Annotated in this window: 13 protein-coding genes and 1 tRNA gene; 5 read left to right on the top strand and 9 right to left on the bottom strand. The window is 34.0% G+C overall.

Going from position 1 to position 21,043, the window contains the following annotated elements; translation table 11 throughout:
- Positions 1-173: 173 nt before the first annotated feature.
- The gene (locus AABD74_RS20525) at positions 174-458 is read left to right on the top strand and encodes a hypothetical protein (RefSeq protein WP_232679375.1); all 285 of its coding nucleotides are present in this window, start codon (positions 174-176) and stop codon (positions 456-458) included.
- A 227-nt stretch (positions 459-685) separates the two neighbouring features.
- Here the strand turns inward: AABD74_RS20525 and purL are convergent, their stop codons facing one another.
- The 3 genes from purL to AABD74_RS20510 form a co-directional block, all read right to left on the bottom strand.
- Entirely contained in the window at positions 686-4,357 is a 3,672-nt protein-coding gene (purL, locus tag AABD74_RS20520) for a phosphoribosylformylglycinamidine synthase (RefSeq protein WP_406844136.1), read from the bottom strand.
- Positions 4,358-4,852: 495 nt separating this feature from the next.
- The gene (locus AABD74_RS20515; RefSeq protein WP_406844135.1) at positions 4,853-6,694 is read right to left on the bottom strand and encodes an endonuclease; all 1,842 of its coding nucleotides are present in this window, start codon (positions 6,692-6,694) and stop codon (positions 4,853-4,855) included.
- A gap of 227 nt (positions 6,695-6,921) precedes the next feature.
- Positions 6,922-8,430 (bottom strand): hypothetical protein, encoded by a 1,509-nt coding sequence (locus AABD74_RS20510; RefSeq protein ID WP_406844134.1) that lies wholly within the window; start codon positions 8,428-8,430, stop codon positions 6,922-6,924.
- A gap of 334 nt (positions 8,431-8,764) precedes the next feature.
- Here AABD74_RS20510 and AABD74_RS20505 point away from each other — a divergent pair, with 334 nt between their 5' ends.
- The 4 genes from AABD74_RS20505 to AABD74_RS20490 all read left to right on the top strand — a co-directional run bounded on the left by AABD74_RS20505 (position 8,765) and on the right by AABD74_RS20490 (position 11,258).
- Positions 8,765-9,196: a PaaI family thioesterase gene (locus AABD74_RS20505; RefSeq protein WP_406844133.1), complete on the top strand. Its 432-nt coding sequence runs from the start codon at positions 8,765-8,767 to the stop codon at positions 9,194-9,196.
- Positions 9,197-9,201: 5 nt separating this feature from the next.
- Positions 9,202-10,278 (top strand): chorismate-binding protein, encoded by a 1,077-nt coding sequence (locus AABD74_RS20500; protein ID WP_406844132.1) that lies wholly within the window; start codon positions 9,202-9,204, stop codon positions 10,276-10,278.
- A gap of 123 nt (positions 10,279-10,401) precedes the next feature.
- A complete protein-coding gene (bshB1, locus tag AABD74_RS20495; protein WP_406844131.1) occupies positions 10,402-11,118 on the top strand; it encodes a bacillithiol biosynthesis deacetylase BshB1 in 717 nt (238 codons plus the stop codon).
- A gap of 66 nt (positions 11,119-11,184) precedes the next feature.
- Positions 11,185-11,258 (top strand) — tRNA-His (locus tag AABD74_RS20490).
- 400 nt (positions 11,259-11,658) lie between these two features.
- On the opposite strand, the gene AABD74_RS20485 is transcribed toward AABD74_RS20490, so the two are convergent.
- The 6 genes from AABD74_RS20485 to AABD74_RS20460 all read right to left on the bottom strand — a co-directional run bounded on the left by AABD74_RS20485 (position 11,659) and on the right by AABD74_RS20460 (position 20,969).
- Entirely contained in the window at positions 11,659-12,633 is a 975-nt protein-coding gene (locus tag AABD74_RS20485) for an integrase core domain-containing protein (RefSeq protein ID WP_406843531.1), read from the bottom strand.
- Positions 12,634-12,873: 240 nt separating this feature from the next.
- Positions 12,874-13,719, bottom strand: coding sequence for a neutral zinc metallopeptidase (locus tag AABD74_RS20480; RefSeq protein ID WP_406844130.1), 846 nt, complete (start codon positions 13,717-13,719; stop codon positions 12,874-12,876).
- A gap of 92 nt (positions 13,720-13,811) precedes the next feature.
- Positions 13,812-17,864, bottom strand: a complete 4,053-nt coding sequence (locus tag AABD74_RS20475; RefSeq protein WP_232679392.1) for a PAS domain S-box protein — start codon at positions 17,862-17,864, stop codon at positions 13,812-13,814.
- A gap of 94 nt (positions 17,865-17,958) precedes the next feature.
- Entirely contained in the window at positions 17,959-18,753 is a 795-nt protein-coding gene (locus tag AABD74_RS20470; RefSeq protein ID WP_232679394.1) for a hypothetical protein, read from the bottom strand.
- Positions 18,754-18,873: 120 nt separating this feature from the next.
- Positions 18,874-20,202: an aldehyde dehydrogenase gene (locus AABD74_RS20465; protein ID WP_406844129.1), complete on the bottom strand. Its 1,329-nt coding sequence runs from the start codon at positions 20,200-20,202 to the stop codon at positions 18,874-18,876.
- Between the two features lie 77 nt (positions 20,203-20,279).
- Positions 20,280-20,969 carry an RluA family pseudouridine synthase gene (locus AABD74_RS20460; protein ID WP_406844128.1) on the bottom strand — a complete coding sequence of 230 codons (690 nt, stop codon included), beginning with the start codon at positions 20,967-20,969 and terminating at the stop codon, positions 20,280-20,282.
- Between the last annotated feature and the right edge of the window lie 74 nt (positions 20,970-21,043).

The raw sequence follows: 21,043 nt of genomic DNA, 5'->3' as shown, positions 1-21,043 counted from the left end.
TTAAATTTTGATTAAAACAGAAGATTTCGATTCAACTAAAAAATACCGTGTTTTTCCCCTTTTAAAATCAGTAATTAACCCTGTTAATTTAGATTAGACTTATTTTATTTTTACTCATTCAAATGCGGATGCCGAAAAGCAAAAAGAGTAGGCGCTAACTAAATTAGGAAATTATGGAAACTGCCTTCTTTTTAGCAATGGGCTGGTGTGGAACCAGATACCCAGGCTGGTGGAGACGCTTTTTGAAGAATCCGCCTCCGCCCCCGGATCCAGAACCCTGGTGGGCTGTTGCTGCTATTGGCTTAGGATTAATTGCCGGAGCTGCAGGAGGAACATTCTTTAGCAATGCAATTGCAGAGAATCAATTTTTTGCTGGCCAAATTGCATCAGCTTCAGGATTGTTTGCTTATGGCGCTTCAAATATTGTAACCGGTATTGCAACAGCTTTTAGAAATTAAAAAAAAATGCCTCGATTTAGGGATAGCTTCGGGGTATTTTTTATTTAAGGGCTAAAAAGCATTTAAGATTATATAAAAATCGCACGAATTACAAGAATTATTTTTTATAGCCACAGATTAAAAGGATTAAAATGATTTCTTCAGAAAAAATCTGTGCTAATCTGTTTAATCTGTGGCAAAAAAAAACGCCCGATAAAATTTGGGCGCTTTTATTAAAAATGTATTTCTTAGTTTTTCTCAATCCATTTTCTTGCATTAACAAAAGCTTCATGCCAAGGCGTAACCTCGTCATTTCTGTCTTTTGGATAATGAGCCCAGTTCCATTGAAAAGTCGAACGCTCAATATGAGGCATCATAACCAAGTGTCTTCCAGTTTTGTCACACATCATTGCTGTGTTGTAATCAGAACCATTTGGGTTTGCAGGATAACCTTCGTATGCATATTTAGAAACAATGTTGTATTGATCTTCTGAATAAGGTAATTTGAATTTACCTTCTCCGTGAGAAACCCAAACTCCTAAAGTGCTTCCAGCTAAAGTAGATAACATTACAGAATTATTTTCCTGAACCGTTACAGAGGTAAAGATACTTTCGTGTTTCTGGCTTTCGTTATGGTGCATTTTTCCATGAACTTCATGCTCAGGATTAATCACTTCTAATTCCATAAACAACTGACATCCGTTACAGATTCCAACAGATAAAGTATCTTCTCTTTTAAAGAATTTATCTAAAGCTGTTTTTGCTTTTTCGTTGTATAAGAAAGCTCCGGCCCAGCCTTTAGCAGAACCTAAAACATCTGAGTTAGAGAATCCTCCAACAGCGCCAATAAACTGAATATCTTCAAGCGTTTCACGACCCGAAATTAAATCGGTCATGTGAACGTCTTTTACATCAAATCCTGCCAAGTACATTGCATTTGCCATTTCACGCTCAGAATTACTTCCTTTTTCACGAATAATAGCAGCTTTAGGTCTTGGTTTAGAATTGTCGATTTCTGGTTTTTTTCCTGTAAAATGTGCAGGGAAAGTATAATTTAAAACTTGATTTTTGTAGTTTTCGAAACGTGCCTGAGCTCTTCCGTTTTTAGATTGTTTTTGATCTAATAAATAAGAAGTTTCGAACCAAATGTCTCTATAAGTCGGAATGTCTAAAGTCCAAAGTCCAAGGTTTAAAACTGCTGTATTTTGTACCGAACCAATTTTAAAGAATTCGATATTGTTTGCGTTTAATTTAGCTTCAACAGCTGCGTCAGATTTAGCTTGGAATACGATTCCGATGTTTTCTGCGAAAAGAATTTTCAACAAATCTTTTTCCGCGAAAGCGCTGAAATCAATTTTAGCTCCCAAATTCACATCTGCAAAACACAATTCTAATAAAGTTGTAATTAAACCACCGCTTCCGATATCGTGTCCGGCTAAAATCTGGCTTTCGCCGATTAATTCCTGGATTGTGTTAAAAGCATTTTTGAAGAAAGAAGCATCTTTTATAGTAGAAGTTTCGTTTCCGATTGTGTTTCTAATTTGTGCAAAAGATGAACCTCCAAGTTTGAAATCATCCTGAGACAAATTGATATAATAAATTGAATCTCCGTTTTTCTGTAAAACCGGTTCTACTACTTTTCTAATATCTGTACAGTTTCCTCCAGCCGAAATAATAACCGTTCCCGGCGCGATTACTTCGTCATTTGGATATTTTTGTTTCATCGAAAGTGAATCTTTTCCTGTTGGAATATTGATTCCCAATTCGATTGCAAAATCTGAACAGCCTTCAACAGCAGCGTATAAACGAGCGTCTTCACCTTCGTTTTTACAAGCCCACATCCAGTTTGCAGATAATGAAATTCCTTTTAAACCATCTTTTATTGGCGCCCAAACAATGTTTGATAACGATTCGGCAATAGCATTTCTGCTTCCTGCAACCGGATCAATCAAAGCAGCGATAGGAGCGTGGCCAATAGAAGTCGCAATTCCTTCTTTACCTAAATAATCCAGAGCCATAACCCCAACATTATTTAAAGGCAATTGCAAAGGTCCTGCATTTTGCTGTTTTGCTACTTTTCCTCCCACACAACGGTCCACTTTATTTGTTAACCAGTCTTTTGAAGCAACAGCCTCTAAACGTAAAACGTTTTTTAAATAGCTTTCAAAATCTGCTGCGTTGTAAGCAACATCAGCATATTTTCTGTCAATAGTTTTATCAGTCATAACCGTTTTTGGAGAACTTCCGAAGAAATCTTCTAAAGCATAATCCATCGGTTTTGAACCATTTGATTTTGATTCGAATGTAAAACGGTGATCTCCTGTTACATCTCCAACCTGATACATTGGTGAACGCTCTCTGTCAGCGATTCTTTGTAATGTATCAATATCTTTTTGACCAATAACTAATCCCATTCTTTCCTGAGACTCGTTTCCGATAATTTCTTTTGCAGAAAGAGTAGGGTCTCCAACTGGTAATTTATCTAAATCAATTAAACCTCCAGTTTCTTCCACTAATTCTGAAAGGCAGTTTAAATGTCCTCCAGCTCCGTGATCATGAATAGAAACAATTGGGTTATTGTCGCTTTCTACTAAACCACGAATCGCATTTGCAGCACGTTTTTGCATTTCCGGGTTAGAACGCTGAATGGCATTTAACTCGATTCCTGAACCGAAAGCTCCTGTATCTGCAGAAGAAACCGCAGCACCACCCATTCCGATTCTATAATTTTCTCCTCCAAGAATTACGATTTTATCACCTTCTTGTGGTTTCTTTTTAATTGATTGATCTAATTTTCCGTATCCAATTCCTCCCGCTTGCATGATTACTTTATCGTAACCAATTTTACGGTCGTTTTCTGAATGTTCGAAAGTTAAAACAGAACCTGTAATTAGCGGCTGACCAAATTTATTTCCGAAATCAGAAGCTCCATTTGAAGCTTTAATCAAAATATCCATTGGAGTTTGATACAGCCATTTTCTTTCTTCCATTGCATTTTCCCAAGTCCTGTCATCCTGAGCGGAGTCGAAGGACTTTAAACGAGAATATGAAGTCATGTAAACTGCAGTTCCTGCTAATGGCAATGAACCTTGTCCTCCGGCTAAACGGTCACGAATTTCTCCTCCAGATCCTGTAGCAGCACCGTTGAAAGGCTCAACTGTTGTTGGGAAATTGTGTGTTTCGGCTTTTAATGAGATAACCGAATCAAATTCTTTTATTTCGTAAAAATCAGGTTTATCTGCTGATTTAGGTGCAAATTGCTGCACTTTTGGTCCTTTTACAAAAGCAACGTTGTCTTTGTAAGCAGAAACAATATCGTTAGGATTTTCCTGTGATGTTTTTTTAATTAATTTGAAAAGAGAAGTTTCTTTTTCTTCGCCATCGATTACAAATGTTCCGTTGAAAATTTTGTGACGGCAGTGTTCTGAATTGGCCTGAGAGAAAGCGAAAATTTCAGAATCTGTTAACTTTCTTCCTAGCTTAGCTGCAAGATTATTTAAATATTCAACCTCTTCTTCGCTTAAAGCTAAACCTTCTGCTTTATTGTAAGCAGCAATATCATCAATTTCCAGAATTGGTTCCGGTTGAATGTTGATAGTGAAAATCTCCTGATCTAATTGATTGAATTTTTGAAAAAGCATTGGGTCAAAACCAGTAAAATCTTCTGCTGCCGGATGAAATTCTTCAATTCTGATAATGCCCGAAATACCCATGTTTTGAGTGATTTCTACAGCATTTGTACTCCATGGAGTAATCATAGTGGCACGTGGACCAACAAAAAAATCCGTCAGTACGGATTTTTCGATCTTATTCGCGTCGGCAAAAAGCCAGTTTAATTTTGAAATGTCTTGAGCTGAAATTTCGTTTTGCGTTTGTACGGCAAAAACAGTTTTGCTTTGGTTTTCAAAGAAATGGATCATTGTGATGTGTAGTTTGTTGTATTGAGCTGCAAATTTAATGTAAATAAATAGTAAGCGCAAATTTGATAACAAACTCTTTTAAAAAAAGATGGGTATTTTTTACCATGTGTAGAGGCGCACAGCACTGCGTCTTCTTGTGTGTAATGTTTTCTCGCAAAAAAAATGTATTTAATCTAGCTAAGACGCCAAAGTTTTTTTTGTTTTACGCAGATTGAGCAGATTTAATTTTGTAGAGTTATTAATAAATCTGTGTCAATATTTATTAGATTTCTTAATCTGCTTTATCCGCCAAATCTGTGTGAAAAAAAATATGTGTTTTTTATGACAATGTAGAGGCGCACAGCAGTGCGTCTTCTCGTATGCAAAGTTTTTTTGTTTCACGCAGATTCAGCAGATTGAGCAGATCTTTTTGGGTAGAGTTATTAATAAATCTGTGTCAATATTTATTAAAATTTTAATCTGCTTTATCCGCCAAATCTGTGTGAACAAAAATATTTAGTTGATTACTATCTTTTTAATTATAGTTTTTGAATCTCTTGTAATTTTAGCAATATAAATTCCGCTTGAAAGATGACTTACTGAAATTACAGAATCTGTTGTGTTTTGTTTTTCGAAAACTTTTTGTCCTGAAAACAAGAGGATTTCTATCGAATAAGGAGAATCTGAATTGCCTAAACCGATATTGAAGTTTCCGTCAGAAGGATTTGGGAAAACAACAATTTCATCTGAAAGTTCCACAACTTCTTCGATTGGCTGTGCCATTTTGCTTGCCAAATTGTTACAGGTATCTTGTGTATAAGAATCCCATTGTGAGCTTAGATTAAAAGTTGTACTTGGAGAAGTTACTGTTGATTTTCTTCTTAAAGTAACATCAATAGCAAAATTAGCAGTTCCGCCATTAAAAGTTCCGATGATATCAATTAGAACTCCGTTTTTGAATAAACCTACAGCATCATTTCCGTTAAAAGTTAATTCTGTTGCGGTTGTAGAAATGTTAGCTGAACCTGGAGAAAAACAAGTTGAAGAAATAGAACTGTTTACAATTACAAATTTACTTCCTGTTGCCAATGTACCGCTTAAAGCCAAACCGGTACTCCATGAACCAGCACCATTGGTTTGTTTTTTTATAGTGTAAGCAGATAAACTAACAGTGCTTCCTGTATTGTTCGCAATTTCTAAAGCTTTGTTATTTCCAGAACCTTCAATGTATTCAGAGAAAAGTAAATCTGTTGCAGTTCCTGTTCCGCTGCTGTTGGTTGTTACCGAAATTGTATTGCTTGAGGCAGAAGTATTTCCGGCTGCATCTTTTGCTTTTACATAAATAGAATAAGCTGTAGAAGCTGTTAAACCTGTAATCGTAGCTGTAACTCCTGATACAGTTGTTTTTAAAACACTGTTTGCATAAACATCATAACCCGTAACAGCTACATTATCTGTAGAGGCATTCCACGAAAGTGAAATTGAAGTTGCTGTTTTTGAAGTCGAAGCTAAACTTGCTGGAGTAGTTGGTGCCTGAGTATCTCCAGATGGAGTTCCGCCCCAAATTTGATTTACATATTCTGGATGATCGATATACGGATTTCTGTTATTTTGACGCGCATAAATAGCATTATTTCTTGCAATTTCTCTTGAACTTACAGGATCTTGCGCATGCCATGCCAAAAGGAGGTTTAAGAAAGCCGTAGTGAAAACTTTATTACTTGAACCATCAAACATTGCATAAGAATATCCGGCAACGGTATTCTCATATCTTGTTGCAAAATAAAAATACATTCGGGCAATATCCCCTTTAAAGGCATTGATAGGTTCAAAAACGGTTCCTGAATATCCAGATACAGAACTTGATCCTAATTTTCCTCCATTTTGTGAAGTATAAGTTGCTGAACTTACAGTTCCATGTGGATAGTTTGAACGCACTCCGTTTACTTTTCCATCCGTTGGAGTTATGAAATGCGCATCAGAAACCATTGGTGACTGCTCATTAAAAACAGACTGCGGAATAATATGTTCTCTATTGTAGCAATCGCCTTCAACAGAATAACTTCCGCATCGTTGTGTACTTCCTGTGCTGTAATTATAAGGATCTGTTCCTGATGGATTTTCAGAATACATGTCTAATACAGTTCCATCATTTTCGTAAAAATTGTCGACGTCTGATGTTTGGTAAGTAGTATATAAACCAGCATATCCGTTATCAGTATGACCTTTAATAATGTTGTACAATTGCGTTTTTAAAGTATAACCTGTTCCGGTTGCGGTATTGTAATAACCGGAAGGAATTTGGGCAAAGCCAATTGTAACGAATAGCAATAAGAGCAAAAAGTAGTTTTTTTTCATAAAAATAGGGGTTTAAAGTTTGATTGTAATACGGCTTTAAGGATCTGAATTTTAGAAACTTAAAATCAATATTGTAGCAAATTTATTATTTTTATGAATACGATACGTTAAGCGATGTTTAATTTTAAGGTATATTTTCTTACGGCGACTTTTTTATTCATATAAGTGATATAAGTTCATTTAAAATAAAGTTAGAATATAGACTATATAGAAACTTATAATTTTTTTTACTTCGGAAAATCTTTGCTTTGATAAGCACCCAGATCTGGAGGAGAAGTTCTTACAGCTCCTAAAATGTCTAACGGAATTATATACGCCGGATTCCCTTTCGCGAAAGCGGCAGAAGTTTTATCAATATTCAGCTGGTTTTTAGAAACATTATAATACTTCGGGTTTTCGTTTAGAATAATATTATTATAATGTTCCGTATCTGTTTTAAATTGATAATCAGGATTTGTTGTGCTTCCAAATTTCAAAAGACAATTATTTAGCTGATAAACAAAAGCAGCGTTTGTGTTTTTTGCTAAATTGAATTCATTTGTGCTGGAGCCGTAAATAATGCAATTGTTAAAAGCGGCCTGTGTCAACGGATTCGTTTCCGGGGATGCTCCGGCTAGACTATTACTTAAAGTAACAGCAAAATGAGAACTATTTTGCCAGTTATTGTTGAAAGTACAATGTGTAAAACTATAATTTCCGCCATAAACACAAGATAAACTTGCAATTCCGGCATAATTAATCACGATGTTTTCACCGTTTATGTGAGCATTTTGCGCCAGGATTCCATACTCTACGCAGTTGTAAATCTGTGTGTTTTTAATTTCAATTGCATTTAACGGATTTTTAAAATCTAAGCCAATAACAGCATTTTTTAAAGTTAAATGATTGATAGAGTGGTTTGTACTTCCGTTAGCAAAAATAACGGATTTCCATTGTCCCGGAATATCAGAATAAAGGGATTCTAAACGATCGCCTTCAAAAATAACTTCGTTTTCTAGTTTCTCGGTTGTTGAAGCAGTTCCGTTAATTTGAAGGGTAGCTTTATCGCCAACATACAAACCAGAATTGGCATGAAAATGAACCCTGGTCCCGGTTTCAAAAGTTACGGTTTTATTTTCTGGAACTCCGGCATAACCATAAATAACATAAGGTTTTTGTTTAGTAAAAATTAATTCATTTCCGTTTTCAGGATCATTTTCGTCCAGATAAAATCCGTCGACATCTTTGCCTTCAATCTGGATTTTTTCTTTTGTTCCGTCGGCATTTTGTTTTGGAAATAAAAATACAGCATCCTGAATTAAAGTTACCAAAGCCACTTCCTGAAGATTGGCACCGCTGTCAAACTGAATTTCATCGGTATATAAAAAATCAGTAGGATTTGCATCTGTAATATCTGCCGTAGTTTCTATAAAAATGTAAAGGCTGTCTTTTGCTAAAAGCGTAACATCTTTAAAAATCTTTCCGTTGCTGCCGCTCATTCCGTCAACCGTCATTCGGTATTTTGAATTAAGTCCTTTTTTAAGCTGTACAATCGGTATGGAAATATCATTTTTACTTCGGTTGTAAACCTTAAGCTGATACGTGCTTGAACCAATGTTTTTAAAAACAGTATCCAAATAAACGGTGTCTTTTGAAAACTTTAAATCTCCGGTACTGGCAACGGTATCAAAATCAGTTCGGCAGGAACTAAAAGCTAGAATTATTCCGAAAATAAAGAGTACAAAGTATTGACGCATTTGAATATGTTTAGTTTTTTTTGCCACAGATTAAAAGGATTAAAAAGATTTTTTTTCGCCACGAATTTCACAAATTTCCGCGAATTTTAATTTTTGAAAATTTGTGCAATTCTTCGTCTGTCTCTTCTATCAGGTCGTAGCGGTATATTTTTAAATCCTTTTAATCTGTGTAATCTGTGGCAAAAAAAACTTCCAGCCAAAGATTGATGTTTGATTGTTTTTGTAAAAATAGCAAAAAACTTACATGTTTGAAGTTGAATTTTAATTTTAAAATGGGATTTTCGAATTTGTATCTCATCTTTTCTTTAATTTTACGATTTTAAAGTCCATTTTAATGAATTATACTAAAGAACAGATTATAGCGTACTGCAATGAGTTTTCTAAAAACACTTTGATGGAAACGCTAAAAATCGAATATATCGACGCTGGAGAAGATTTTTTAACTGCAAAAATGCCTGTAAATCCAAGTGTTCACCAGCCAATGGGCTTATTACATGGCGGAGCTTCTGCAGCTTTGGCAGAAAGTGTTGGAAGTGCCGCTTCACACTTTTTTATTAATGCAAAAGAACAAGAAGTTCGCGGTATCGAAATCTCGGCAAACCATTTAAAAAGTATTCGTGAAGGCGTAGTTTTTGGCACAGCTAAAATTATTCATAAAGGAAAAAGTCTTCATCTTTGGGAAATTAAAATTACGGATGAGGCCGGGAATTTGATTTCCCTTTGCAAGCTTACAAATATTGTTTTAGAGAAAAAGAAAACAGAATAAGGAGCATGAATAATTTTTTCTCAAAAACAAAACAACATTACAATCAAAACTTACCTTTTGTAATTTATTCTAAACCTAATATTTCAAGTGTTTTTGGGCTTTTACAGCAAAATGATACTTTACATAAAATTACGGATTACAGTGAAAAAGGATTTGTTTTTGCTTCTTTTGATGAAAAACAACTTGTTTTAATTCCAGAAAATGAATCAGAAATTATTAGTGCTGTCAAGGAAATTACTGCATTTGAAGCAACTGAAATTGATGATCTGAATTTTGATGCAGAGGCTAAAATTAAATACGAAAATTTAGTTTCAAAAGGAATCGAGGCCATTAAAAAAGAAGAATTCAAAAAAGTAGTTTTATCAAGAAGTGAAAAAGTAAATTTATCTGAATTTGATTTTGTTGAAACTTTCCAGCATTTGGTTCAATTATATCCTACGACTTTTTGTTATTGTTTTTTTCATCCTAAAATTGGACTTTGGATGGGGGCAACGCCAGAACAACTGCTAAAAGCAAACGGGAATGCTTTTGAGACAACAGCTTTGGCAGGAACGCAAAAAGCAAATTTAGAAACCGAAATTCACTGGGGACAAAAAGAAAAAGACGAACAGCAATATGTTACTGATTTCATTGTAAAACGTTTACGAGAAGTTGCCAATTCTGTTGTGGTTACAGAACCGTATAGTTTAAAAGCCGGATCTATCTGGCATATTAAAACGGATATTTCGGGAGTTTTAAACGAGAATTCAACTCTGGAAGAAGTTATCGATACGCTTCATCCAACTCCTGCAGTCTGTGGATTACCAAAGAAAAAAGCAAAAGCTTTTATTATTGAAAATGAAAATTACGACAGAACTTTTTATACGGGTTTTCTGGGCGAATTAAACAGCAGTTTTGCGGGCAGTAAAATAAGTTCTGATTTATTTGTAAATTTACGAAGCATGCAGATTCAGGATGACACAGCGATTTTATATATGGGATGTGGTATTACAAGAGAAAGTATTCCCGAAAAAGAATGGGTGGAAAGTGTCAATAAATCAATGACGATGAAAAGAGTTTTGAGAATAGAGAATAGAGAATAGAGAATAGAGAATAGAGAATAGAGAATAGAGAATAGAGAATAGAATAAAGAATAAAGACAAAAGATTGATTTTAATTTTCAGAATTGTTATTGAAATTGATTTTTGACATTGATATTAAAAATTATGAAATTAGACATATTAGCCTTTGGCGCGCATCCGGATGATGTAGAATTAGGTTGTGCCGGAACAATTTTAAAAGAAGTTTCCCTTGGGAAAAAAGTTGGTATTGTAGATTTAACACGCGGCGAACTAGGAACGCGCGGAACTGCCGAAACCAGGGATGAAGAAGCAAAAGTGGCAGCAAAGATTTTAGGTGTTTTGGTTCGTGAGAATTTAGGCTTACGTGACGGATTTTTCATGAATGACGAAAAACATCAATTGGAAGTCATCAAAATGATTCGAAAATACAAACCGGAAATTGTATTATGCAACGCAATTGATGATCGCCATATTGATCACGGAAAAGGCAGTAAATTAGTTTCTGATGCCTGCTTTTTATCGGGATTGATAAAAATTGAAACTTCAATAGATGGAGAAAAACAAGAGGCCTGGAGACCAAAATTGGTGTATCATTATATTCAATGGAAAAACATTACTCCAGATTTTGTAGTGGATATTACGGGTTTTGAGAAGAAAAAGGTTGAAGCGATTTCTGCTTATAAAACACAATTTTATGATCCGAATTCGAAGGAACCTGCAACACCAATTACAAGTAAAAACTTCTTTGAAAGCTTGAATTATCGTGCACAGGACTTAGGAAGACTGGTTGGAAAAGATTTTGCTGAAGGTTTTACTGTTGAAAGATGTTTGGCAGTCAATAGCTTAGAAGATTTGATGTAAATTTTTCATTTTTTTCTTTGTAGAAGTAAACCTTTGTTATATATTTGCACTCGCTAAGCAAAAATGGTGGTTGTAGCTCAGCTGGTTAGAGTAGCGGTTTGTGGTGCCGCGGGTCGCCGGTTCGAACCCGGTCAGCCACCCAGAAATTTAAAGCCTTGAAGAAATTCAAGGCTTTTTTTGTGCGTTTAATTTTTTTGAACCATATAAGTTATGTAAGGTCATTTTAGATTAGGCTTGGATTATGGTAACTAATAAGTTTAAAAAGGGGAAAGCTCAATATTCCTTACAGCTCAAATTTTACTGTATTTCAAATATAGCCCGCGGTTTCAACCGCGGGGACGTTTGGAATATGCGTATTTTAATATGCATTGTGAGATGTTGCATGTGTGATATGTGTTGCGTTCCAGCGGTTAAAACCGCTGGCTATGTTCTTAATATCGATTAATATTATTTGTCGCACTCGTAGATCAACAAAGATTGGAGACTTTCTATGCGGAGTTTCTGGTGTGATTTCTCCTTCGTCGGAATTGTAAAAGTCACTTATTTCGGTAACGGATTTATCATTTCAATTGGCTTTTTTCCATCAATTCCCTGATGTGGCCTTTCATGATTGTAATAATATAAATATTGTAATAATTCTTCCTTTAGTTCTTCTTGAGAATCAAAATCAGTATCTCTTAATAAATCATCTTCCAGAGTTCTCCAAAAGCGTTCTACTTTGCCGTTTGTTTGTGGTCGATATGGTTTTGTGTATCTGTGCACTATGCCTAATTCCATTAACATTCTTTCAAAAGGATGATTATTTTTTACCTTGCTTGTTTTAGGTCCAAACTCAGCTCCATTGTCAGATAATATCTCTTCAAATTTTATTTCATAATGACTGCTTAAGATGTTTAAGCATTTTAATGCGGCAAACATAACTGTCAAACTTGTGATGTCGGGAACCAATTCTGCCCAGGCAACCCGGCTGTAGTCATCAATTACACAGACTAAATAGAGCTTTTTGTTTTCTCCTCGAACAATACTTTTACTTAAATAATGACAATCAATATGACCCAGCTGTCCCATTCTTTCCTTGATTATTTTTTGATGATTCCTTTTAATCTTCGGAGTTAATCTATTTATTTTATGCCGTTTTAAAATATTATAAACTCCAGAATATGATGGTGTATGTTTTCCTAATTTGGGATTCAATATACTAACAATTTCATATCTGTTGTTTCCTTTTTCTCGTAATTCTATTACTTTCTGTTCTATAAAGGGCAAAGGACGTCTGGTTTTATATTTTGGACCCCGCTTTTGGGGTAATAGATCCCGAGATTTCCCGCTCTGTTTATAACGATTATAATACTTTAAGAAACTTTTTCTGCAAGTGTCATTTGCTGTGTAAAAATCCATCGCTTTTTTATAAAGCGGGTGAGTTTTATTTTTTACCTGCTCATATTCTTTTATTAAGAAACGATATTTCTCTAAATAGTTTCTCTCTAATGTGCAATCTTGACTATTATTTCTCATCGCAACAAAATTTATTAAAGTTAAATTTTGTTACCGAAATATCTAACCTTTACAGGAATGACAAAAACGGCTATATCACTTATATCAGCTATAATTATTTTTGCACTGAAACAATCACAAAGCAATCTAAAATGACCTTACATAACTTATATGGTTCAAAAAAAGGTTCAATAAAAAACAAAAAAAAGCATGACGGTTAAATCATGCTTTAGTGGTTATTATATTTGGCTTATTGTGTTTTTAAATTTCCTCAAAGGTAGTTCCTTGTTTGATGTCGCCGGTTTTAAAACCTTTTTTAAACCAGTACATTCTTTGTTCTGATGTTCCGTGGGTAAAGGAATCCGGAACAATTTGTCCTTGCATTTTGCTTTGAATTGCGTCGTCTCCAACGGCATTTGCAGCACTTAATGCTTCTTCTATATCACCTTCGTCTAAGTATTGTTGATTGTCATGTGCCCAGACTCCGGCATAAAAATCGGCTTGAAGCTCTAAAGCCACAGAAAGTTTATTAGCTTCGGCCTGGCTTTTGCCTTCCTGCTCCTGATGCATTTTTGCAGAAGTACCTAATAAAGTCTGAATATGATGTCCAATTTCATGAGCAATAACATACGCAATGGCAAAATCTCCGCCTTTCGCACCAAATTTAGTTTTTAGTTCTTCAAAGAAACCTAAATCCATATAAACTTTTTGATCTGCGGGACAATAAAATGGACCCGATGCCGAAGATGCTCCGCCGCAAGCAGTTTGAACAGAACCTCTAAAAAGTACCAATTTCGGGTTTTTATATGTCATTCCGTGTTCGGCAAATATTTTCCCCCAGGTATCTTCTGTTTTTGCTAAAACCGATTTTACAAAATGGCCCATTTCTTCATCTTCTTTGCTTAATGGTGCAGCAGCTTCAGTTTGAGTCTGTCCTCCTTGCATTTGTTCTAAAACAGGTGTGATAAGTTTTGCATTCTCACCACCAAAAACATTCAATAGCAAGATAATGATGCCAATAACACCGCCTCCAACAGCTATTTTGCCGCCAGAAACTGATCTTCTGTCTTCTACATTATCGCTTTCTCTTGAACCTCTCCATTTCATAGTAAATCGTATTTAAGCTTTTTATGTTTTTTCTTGTACGAATTTATATAATTTTTGGGAATTACTTATGATTTGTGACGATTTAGTTTTAATTATTTTAGCCATTTTACCAAAGTTTCCTCAACAGTGCCTTTCATAATTGGTTTTGAAATATAATCATCCATTCCGGCAGAAATGCATTTGTTGCGCTCTTCTTTTTCGGCGCCTGCAGTTACGGCAATTATCGGGATATCTTTTCCTGTAGTAGTATTTCTGATAGCCTTTGTGGTTTCGTAGCCGTTCATAATCGGCATTTGTATATCCATAAAAACAAGCGTTGGATTAATGCTTTCAAATTGTTTTACAGCCTCATAACCATTTTCACATTCAAAAATAAAAGCATTATGATACAGGTTTTTTACAATTGTTTTTAAGAGCAGCATGTTTACTTTATTATCTTCAACAATTAAAAAGCGTATATTTTTACCGTTTGTCTCATTTTGATTTTCAGTAGGGGCGGCTTGCAAATTTTTTAATTCGGTATTATATTTTTCGTTTGTACTTTGATTGCTGGTTTTTAAATTTAAATCGAAGAAGAAATTACTTCCTTCGCCAATTTTACTTTCCAGCTGTAATCGGCTTTCCATTAAGGCCAAAAGCTGATTTGATATTGTTAAGCCTAAACCGGTTCCGCCAAATTTTCTCGTTGTTGAACTATCTGCCTGCGAAAAGGCCTTAAAAATTTTCTTTTGGTTTTTCTCCATAATTCCAATTCCGGTATCAATTACAGAAAATCGTATGGTCGAAAAATTATTTTTTGTTTTTGATAAAACAGAAACATTCAGTTTTATAGAACCTTCATTAGTAAATTTTACGGCATTAGAAAGCAGATTAATCAGGATTTGTTTTATTCGAACAATATCAGTCCAAATATATTTAGGAACATCTTGGTCTACATTGAGTTCCAGCTGCAGGTTTTTTTGATTGGATTCAAAAACAATTAAATCGAAAACCTGACCGAGTACTTTTTTAATATCATATAAATCAATGAAAAGCTCTAGTTTTCCGGCTTCAATTTTAGAAAAATCAAGAATATCATTTATAATCTCCAACAGCGAGTGTGCTGATTGATTAATGGTTGTCATGTATTTTTCCTGAATCTCTTCTAAGTCAGTTTTCATCAATAAATGGGTAAAACCAATAATTCCGTTTAAAGGTGTTCTGATTTCATGCGACATATTGGCCAGAAAATCAGATTTTGATTTATTGGCCGCTTCTGCTAATTGTTTGGCTTTAATAGCGTCTTCGGTTTCTTTTTTATTGGTGATATCAAAGTAAATTCCTCCCACAAATTCAATTTCGTCACCTTTTTTAATAACATCCCCAAATTCTTCAACCCAAATATATTCGCCGGATTTTCGTTTAATGCGGTAAACATTATGCAAAGGCATTCCGTTTTGGAGATTATCGATTTGATTATTAATAACCTCGTCGCGGTCTTCATGGTGAATAAGGGATAAAAACGAAAGGTTATTTTCGATAAACTCAGCCTTAGAATATCCGGTTAAGTTTTGAATCTCGTCGTTTAGGAAAATTTTAGTCGAAAACGCATCAAACTTTGATAAATAAACTGTTCCGGGGATATTGTTGGCAATTAATTTAAATTTTTCTTCGCTTTCAATAATCTTCGCTTCGTTTCTATTTCTTTCTAATGCAGATGAAATATTGTTGGCCAAAACCTGAAAAATATATATTTCCTCTTCAGACCATTTTCGTTCTCTCGCACAATCATCAAAACCAATAAATCCGGTAAAAATATCGTTGATATATAAGGGCAGAATTAAAATTGATTTTATTTCATTATCGATGAGTAATTGTTTAAAAAATTTATCTTCAAGCTTTCTTGTAAAAGTATTTAGAATTCGTTTGTTTTTTGCGGCTTCAAAAATTTCCGTTAAATTTTCCTCTGTCATATGGCGCAGAGGCGTAATTTGATGCGGGATTCCTTTTCTTGACCATTTGTATTTCTGGATAACGGTATTGGTTGTAAAGTCTCTTTCATAATAAAACATATGATCTGCTTTTGAGGCTCTTCCAATCAAATCATAGGTTTCCTGAAACATTTGTTCTGTAGATTTACTCAGCAGAAATTTTTCTGTACAAAGCGAAAGCGCTGATAATAACTGACTTTTAAATTCTAATCGGCGTTCAGTTTCCAAACGCATCTGCATTGAGATAGCCAGCGAAACAACATCAGAAATAGTTCTGGCATAATTGATATCCTCATTATCCCACTCTCTTTGTTCCTCAGTACTTTCAAAACAAACTACACCAGCTAATTGTCCGCTTAAAAATATTGGGACATCCAGCATTGATTTAATTTTATTTTTGGTAAAATAAAGCTTTTGAAATTCTGAGGTTTCTAATTTATTAAAAACGTCAGGAGCATTTATTATTGCTTTGCTCTTTAAGGTTTCAAAATAAATTGGATAAGATTCTTTATCCAGAATGTTTTTATCTGTCAGGGTTTGATTGTCAATACTGTATAAGTTTTTACAAGTAATCAGGTCTCTATAATATTTCCAAAAACTTACCCGGTTAGATTTGCTTACTGTAGAAGCTTCTTTTATAATATAATCGATAACGGTATTTAAATTATTATAAGTGCTAAAGTCAGTCGTTGATAATTTTTTAGTCGAATTGTTGTAAGCCTCGATTTTTTCGAGACGTCTTTTTTTCTCGTTTTCGGCATTTTTTATTTCAGTAATATCTCTTGCAATTCCTGCAAAACCAATAGTTTGATCTAAGTCATTTTTGCGAATGATAATCTTTTGCGATATCCATAATTCCTGACCGTTTTTCTTTAAAATAGGAAGTTCTATTATGGGGAATTTATTCCCGTTGCTTTCAAAATTTTCATAAAAATCAACTGCACTCATTGTATATTTTTCATGAATGAAGTTTGAATAATGTTTTTGAATTATTTCATCTTCAGAATAACCTAAAAGCGAATACGCAAATTCATTTATAAAAGTAAAATAACCATCTGCATCGACTTCAAAAATAATATCTGTCGCCGTTTGAATTAAGTTTTTATATTGGTCCTGTACGATGATCTGCTCGGTAACATCCTGGCCAATGCTTATAATTAAATCATCAGAGAATTTTTTATCTTTCCATTGGATGTATTTATATTCTCCGTTTTTATTTTTTAGTTTTCGGGTATAAATTTTATTTTCTTCATGATTTATTAGAGAAATATTTTTGTTATATTCATCACCTTTTGTGAGTTTCCAAAAATTAAGTCCCATAACTTCTTCGGGCTGGTAGCCTAAAATTGCGGTTACGGTTTCACTGCAAAATAATATTTCACCTTTTTGATCTGTTGCAATTGTTAGTGAATTTCCTTTGTGTACAATTTCGTTTGCAAACCTGAAATTGTCCCGATTATTTTGTAAAACGGCATATTTTACCTGATTAATAATGAAAATCAGGATGCAGAAATTAATTAATAAAATAGAGGATTTTAGAGGAATTAATTGAAATACAACTGTTGAAATAAGAAATATAAAAGTAAGACCAACAAAGAACCAGTAAATTTTTATTGGTTTTAAAATATTGTATGAAAAGAAAAATGAGATTAAAAAAACGATTACAGGAACAACATCTTTAGGCAGAAAAACTATGTTGCAGCAAACATAAGTAATGTAAATAAAGAAACTAAAGATGAAAATCTGCTGAATTTTATCTCTCAGCCATTTTATTTTGTCTGTTACTATATAGACAAGAAGAACAAAAAAACCTATTGAAACGTTTACGGCCAGTAAACTTTTCGGTCTGATTTTAAAAATTTCATTTATGATTTCGATTACAATAACTGCAATTCCAAAAAATAAAATATAAAGCTGATATTCCCTTCCTGCGGTTTCTGCTTCTTTCTTTTTTTCAATGAAATTTCCAATTTTTGCTTTAATGCGAAAAAATTGATAAACCAAAAGCCCTAAAAAGCCCAATAAAGAGAAACCGAGAAGTATAAATTTTGGGTTATTATAAAAAATAATGTCTGAATTGAAAACGTACCAGTTTGTCATAATTGATTTCAGAGCATTACCAGAACAGGCAATACCTGAAACCAATAGATTGAAAAAACTATAGTTTTCTACCATAGATTTTGAGATATGTTTGGTTTAGTAAATAGCAATTTAAATTCTAATAAAGAGGTGGTTAAGCTCTTAATAATTTATTTAGAACTTAGTTTTTTTATTCAAAATCCGATTTTCCAATTGAATCAATAGAATCTGGCTGTTCTTCTTCGGTGAAAATTGAAAAATAAGCAGCATACGTTACAGAAGTATTGAATATAATTGTAAAAAGTAATCCGACGCAACATGCAAAAAAGCCCACAAATGAACCGAGAAATCCTATTACAAACAGAGCGAAAATTATTAATGGATTTTTGCTTACAATAATAATACTTGATTTAATTGCATCTATAGCTTTTAAATTTCCAAAAACCACTAACGGAATTGAAAAATACGTAAAAAACGAAATCATTATTGATACTCCGCCGCCTAAAAACATTATTCCGGTACTGTCTAAAACATACGAAATTCCTGTACTTACAACAGCTAACAAAAATGCTAAAGAAAATAATTGAAAAAAGTACGGTGCTTTATAGTAGGTGAAAATTGTTGAAACATTAAATTCCTCATCCTTATCTGCACAGTCTGCCATTTTAAGAAACCCGGCCCCGAGCGGTGCAAATATGGCGGTTACTACTGCAATTGCTACTGTCGAAACTACTTGCTCGATGTATGTAAGTTTTTGACTTTCGAAGTTCTTAATAAAATCTTCTGAGAAGGCCTGCAAACCATAAAATAAAGTAGCTAATCCCATAATTACTATAAAGGCAAGAAATGAAAATACAAGGATTATTAACCCTGAATACAAAGCTATCTTTTTGTAATTTTCAAAAGCGTAAGTAAAAACAGTAGAAAAATCTATCGAATAGCCATCTCTTTTGATGTCCTCAATTTGTTCAAGTGTAGATTTCATTTTAAAAAGTAGAGTTGTTTTATATTCTTCGTCGTAATAAATTATTGTTGACGTAAATATAATATTTTAAATCAATTCCGTATAAAAATCTACAAAACATTACGAAATTGTTTTTCTAATTTAAAGCCAGTCTAAAATTCGTTTTATTGAAGCTAGTTTATCCTTGTAAGGAGCGTAACGCATGGGCAGATCAAGCCAGTTTGCTTTTTTTACCATCGCCTTATGATGAGAAAAAATATCAAAACTCAATTTTCCGTGATAAGCTCCAATTCCGCTATGGCCAACACCGCCAAAAGGCAGTCTTTTATTAGAAAAATGAACTACTGTATCGTTTATACAGCCGCCTCCAAAAGAATAATCTGCGATTAATTTTTTAGTAAATGATTTATTTTCACTGAAAATATAAAATGCGAGAGGTTTTTCGTACTTGCTGATTACATTATAAATATCAGCTTCGGTTTCATAAACTAAAATTGGTAAAATTGGACCAAAGATTTCTTCTTTCATTATGGTGCTGTCTAAACTTGGTTCTTCGATTAAAGTGGGAGAAATATACAGTTTATCGTGGTTTGTTTCTCCTCCAAAAATTACCTTTTCACGCTCAATCATTTGATCTAAACGCACCCAGTTTTTGGTATTTACTATTCGTGCAAAATCTGGAGATTTGTCTATTTTTTTACCGTATGCTTTTACAATTTCTTCTGTTAAAAATGTAATGAAATTGACTTTCATGTTTTTTTGAATCAAAACATAATCGGGGGCGATACAGGTTTGTCCGGCATTTATAAATTTTCCCCACACAATTCGTTTTGCTGCCAGTTTTAAATTAGCAGTTTCATCAATAACGCAGGGATTTTTTCCGCCCAATTCAAGTGTTACAGGTGTTAGATTTTCGGCAGCGGCTTTTGCAACGATTTTTCCAACAGTTACACTTCCGGTAAAGAAAATATAATCCCAGCGCTGCGCCAGTAATTTATTTGAAACTTCAACGCCGCCCTCAAAAACTTCGACATGGCTGATGTGAAATGTTTTTTCAATGATTTTAGCAATGACAGCAGAGGTATGAGGAGTAAGTTCTGAGGGCTTTAAAACGACTCTGTTTCCAGCAGCAACAGCAGAAATTAAGGGACATAAAGCCAATTGAAATGGATAATTCCACGGAGCAATTACCAATACATTGCCGTAAGGTTCTTTGTAAATATAATCTGTTGAAGGAAAATTAAGGATAGAAGGGAAGACACGTTTTGGCTTTGCCCAGGAATTAATGTTTTTAATAGTATCTTTTAATTCCGAAATAACATAATTCGTCTCGGTTAAAACAGCTTCAAATTCAGGCTTTTTAAAGTCATCGTACAAGGCTTTTACAATCAAATCTTCGCTTTTTTGAATGTTATATAACAACTTTTTCAGCGTTTCTTTTCTGTATCCGATGTCATTTTTAAAGTCCATATTTATGATTAGCTTGTTTTTTAGGATATGCAAGTTAATCGATAAAAATTAAAAAATTAACAATTTAATCATAAAAATCAGACGGCATTCCAAATCGTTTCGTCCGGAGTTGGAGCAATGATTGTGATGTTTTCTTTTGAAACAGGATGAACAAAAACCAGTTTTCTGGCATGAAGATGAATTCCTCCGTCAGGATTACTTCTGTCTGCACCATATTTTAAATCGCCTTTTATCGGGGAACCAATTGCAGACAACTGCGCACGAATTTGATGATGACGCCCCGTATGAAGATTGATTTCCAGAGCCGTATAATTTTGAAGCTCTTTGATTATTTTATAATCCAGACTTGCTAATTTACTGTCCGGAACTTCTTTTAAATGTGCTTTTGAAGTATTGTTTTTTTCGTTTCTTTTTAAATAATGAACCAATTTAGCAGCTGTTTCAACAGGTTTATTCTTGACAACAGCCCAATACGTTTTTTTAGTTTCACGATTACTGAACAATTCGTTCATTCGGGATAATGCCTTGCTGGTTCTGGCAAAAACCACAATTCCGGTTGTAGGACGGTCTAAACGATGAATTACTCCCAGAAAAACATCGCCGGGTTTATTGTATTTGTCTTTTATGTATTCTTTTACAACATCAGATAAAGGTTTATCGCCTGTTTTATCACCTTGTACAATATCGCCAACGCGCTTGTTAACCACAATAATGTGATTGTCTTCATGAAGAATTTGTAAATTTTCTTTATTAGAAACTATTTTCATTTTAGACGTATGGGGAATTTTAGATTTTAGATTTCTGATTGTAGATTGGAAAAAGTTTGGCTAAAGCCTTTCAA

It is taken from the genome of Flavobacterium soyae (genome assembly GCF_045348165.1).
GTDB lineage: Bacteria > Bacteroidota > Bacteroidia > Flavobacteriales > Flavobacteriaceae > Flavobacterium > Flavobacterium soyae.
This window is presented reverse-complemented; position numbering and strand designations above follow the sequence as displayed.

Coding starts and splice junctions, on each gene's coding strand:
- AABD74_RS20505 (WP_406844133.1), top strand. CDS start 8,765: ATGAATTATACTAAAGAACAGATTATAGCGTACTGCAATGAGTTTTCT.
- AABD74_RS20465 (WP_406844129.1), bottom strand. CDS start 20,202: ATGGACTTTAAAAATGACATCGGATACAGAAAAGAAACGCTGAAAAAG.
- AABD74_RS20515 (WP_406844135.1), bottom strand. CDS start 6,694: ATGAAAAAAAACTACTTTTTGCTCTTATTGCTATTCGTTACAATTGGC.
- AABD74_RS20470 (WP_232679394.1), bottom strand. CDS start 18,753: ATGAAATCTACACTTGAACAAATTGAGGACATCAAAAGAGATGGCTAT.
- bshB1 (WP_406844131.1), top strand. CDS start 10,402: ATGAAATTAGACATATTAGCCTTTGGCGCGCATCCGGATGATGTAGAA.
- AABD74_RS20460 (WP_406844128.1), bottom strand. CDS start 20,969: ATGAAAATAGTTTCTAATAAAGAAAATTTACAAATTCTTCATGAAGAC.
- AABD74_RS20485 (WP_406843531.1), bottom strand. CDS start 12,633: ATGAGAAATAATAGTCAAGATTGCACATTAGAGAGAAACTATTTAGAG.
- AABD74_RS20475 (WP_232679392.1), bottom strand. CDS start 17,864: ATGGTAGAAAACTATAGTTTTTTCAATCTATTGGTTTCAGGTATTGCC.
- AABD74_RS20510 (WP_406844134.1), bottom strand. CDS start 8,430: ATGCGTCAATACTTTGTACTCTTTATTTTCGGAATAATTCTAGCTTTT.
- AABD74_RS20500 (WP_406844132.1), top strand. CDS start 9,202: ATGAATAATTTTTTCTCAAAAACAAAACAACATTACAATCAAAACTTA.
- AABD74_RS20480 (WP_406844130.1), bottom strand. CDS start 13,719: ATGAAATGGAGAGGTTCAAGAGAAAGCGATAATGTAGAAGACAGAAGA.
- AABD74_RS20525 (WP_232679375.1), top strand. CDS start 174: ATGGAAACTGCCTTCTTTTTAGCAATGGGCTGGTGTGGAACCAGATAC.
- purL (WP_406844136.1), bottom strand. CDS start 4,357: ATGATCCATTTCTTTGAAAACCAAAGCAAAACTGTTTTTGCCGTACAA.